The 2,234-nt window shown below is 54.4% G+C and carries 2 protein-coding genes and 1 pseudogene; 2 read left to right on the forward strand and 1 reads right to left on the reverse strand.

Annotated elements, in window-relative coordinates; genetic code table 11:
* Positions 1-242: 242 nt before the first annotated feature.
* Positions 243-479 (reverse strand): DUF1413 domain-containing protein, encoded by a 237-nt coding sequence (locus tag ACR0DT_RS24910; RefSeq protein ID WP_480713326.1) that lies wholly within the window; start codon positions 477-479, stop codon positions 243-245.
* Positions 480-606: 127 nt separating this feature from the next.
* Here ACR0DT_RS24910 and ACR0DT_RS24915 point away from each other — a divergent pair, with 127 nt between their 5' ends.
* Both ACR0DT_RS24915 and ACR0DT_RS24920 read left to right on the forward strand, forming a co-directional pair.
* The gene (locus tag ACR0DT_RS24915) at positions 607-906 is read left to right on the forward strand and encodes a hypothetical protein (RefSeq protein ID WP_480713327.1); all 300 of its coding nucleotides are present in this window, start codon (positions 607-609) and stop codon (positions 904-906) included.
* 606 nt (positions 907-1,512) lie between these two features.
* Positions 1,513-2,037: pseudogene (locus ACR0DT_RS24920) on the forward strand (IS3 family transposase); the annotation flags it as partial.
* Positions 2,038-2,234: the final 197 nt, after the last annotated feature.

Genomic DNA, 2,234 nt, shown 5'->3' on the forward strand with positions numbered 1-2,234 from the left:
CCGCAAGTCCACCGCATAATCAAATCACCCCGATGATCCACTCTCTCTTAGCCCAGGCTGCCATCTGTCCTAAAATCCCTGACGACGGACACAATGGTGATCTCACTTTTGTTTTGGATGTGTGCAAAGGCCCGTGCGCCCGCATCGGTTTCATCAGACGCTTCGATTGCCTGCTTATGATCACCACATGCCGGTATCTGCGGAGGGACAGAACAGACGGTGACGCGCGCTCCTGCGCATTGTCATACCCGCTCGTATGTCATGTGCTGCATGTTGTTGCGTCCCGCCGCGCGCAGCCCTGGATGCCCGTCCCTCCGGACTTTTGCGAAGAACCATGCTCCAATCGTGGAACGGGTGCGTCCCGGAATGTTGATCCAATCGGGGCCGAAAAAGTCGCACACGGTCATGGGTTCCCGGTTGCCGCTCTCGAGATAGGTCTGAACGCCCGCCCGCAGACGGTCTTCGATACATGGGGTCATGGGTTTCGTCCTTTTGTTGTTGTCAATGTAATAACACCCGGTCACCGGAAATTATTCATCACAGGGGTGGGGAAGATGAAAAGAGACGGGATTTTACCCCGCTGCTATGCTCGTTGTTCAGAATGGCATGCTGATATTGGTTGCTTCGGCAGAAGCAGCTCAGGGCGGTCCCCAATCTGCGGCGTTCTGGTGTCGTCCTGCTTTCGAACTGACCGAAGCGCTCGACCGGATCATTAGCGGCACCGACCTTCAACGATATGGTGACGGACCGTACCAGGAAGGCTGGCAGTTCATCTTCGGCGTCAGAGGTGTGGTTTCGCCTTCTTCTGTTTCTTCTGACGTGCATCATCCGGAGCGGTTTCAGTTGGTGGGTTGCTTTTCTTTGCATCTTCGGGCTTCCGGTGCAGGCGGACCGGAGGGTCGTTAGGCAGAGAACTGACGGGCCGGGCTGGGTCAATGGATGATCTCGCAGTCACGCCAGAACATCGAGATCGAACCCGGCCTCGGCGCTGATCTTGTGCCCCCCGCCAATTCAACCCCGATCCGGCCAGAGGACGCCGGTTCAATATTGGCAGGCACAGAATCAACACATCCAGGGACATCAGAACCGATCTCAAGGAGGCTATCCAGAATTCTGTGCCATGGCGCGTTGATTAAGCCAGTGGGAAGCGTTCTTCGAACATGATCGCGAGTTGGTTTTTCACTGAATGCCACACTCGAACGGAGCGCATTCTCTCCTGAGAGGTAGCATTCAGCGCAAAATAGATCAATTTCGCACCTCAGGTGGGTAGTCCAGGAACGGAATGAACCGTCCCGGATTTACCTTAGAGGAAAACTCTCGAAGGATGACCCGTAGACCAAGATGAAGTCACACCCGCAATACACAGCTGAACTCCGCGCGCGCGGAGTTCGGATTTTCAAAGATCATCGTCCGGATTACGCCAGCGACAACGCTGCTTACCACGCGGTTGCTTCGAAGTTCGGCTGCTTTCCGGACAGTCGCAGAGTCTGGTTTAGCAGGCTGAGCGAGATGCTGGCGAACGCGATGGGTTTACAGGGTGTTACGCGCGGCAAGAAGAAAACAACAATTCCGGATCCTGCGCAGGCCTGCCCGGAAGACAAGGTTAACCGGCAGTTCACGGCCACCGCGCCAGAGCAGTTCAGGGTGTCGGATTTCACCTACGTGTCGGTCCGGGCGGGGATGGTTTACGCGGCTTTTGTCATCGATGTGTTCGTAGGCAAGATCGTGGGCTGGCGGGTTTCCACATCCATCACAACCGGCTTCGTACTAGATGCTCTGAACCAGGCGATTTGCCAACGCATACCATCACAGGCCGTCGGACTTATTCACCATTCAGACCGTGGCTCGCTATATTTGTCACTTCAAAACACGGAGCGATTAACCCAGGCTGGCATCGACGCGTCGGTCGGCAGTGTTGGAGACAATTACGACAACGCGCTGGCCGAGAGCGTCATTGGCCTCTTCAAAGCCGAAGTTATCGAATTTTTTGGCACATGGAAAACAGCCAGCCAAGTTGAGTGGGAAACTCTGAACTGGTGCGTTGGTACAACGAGGCCCAACAGGCCCGAGTGTGCAAAAGCGGCCAATTTTTAGAACATTTATGAACGAATGATCTTGTGCTGATTTCAAAATACCGTAGCCATTACAGCGTGTCTGGTTTAATTGGTTTCAAATCCTGCGGCAACGAAGAAGTTATAGCACTCTTCATCGGTGAATAGGTGGCAGATACTTCC

The organism is Ruegeria sp. BI11 (genome assembly GCF_056538005.1).

Bases quoted from the DNA above. Each gene is read 5' to 3' on its own strand.
- ACR0DT_RS24910 (WP_480713326.1), bottom strand. From the start codon at position 479: ATGACCCCATGTATCGAAGACCGTCTGCGGGCGGGCGTTCAGACCTAT.
- ACR0DT_RS24915 (WP_480713327.1), top strand. From the start codon at position 607: ATGCTGATATTGGTTGCTTCGGCAGAAGCAGCTCAGGGCGGTCCCCAA.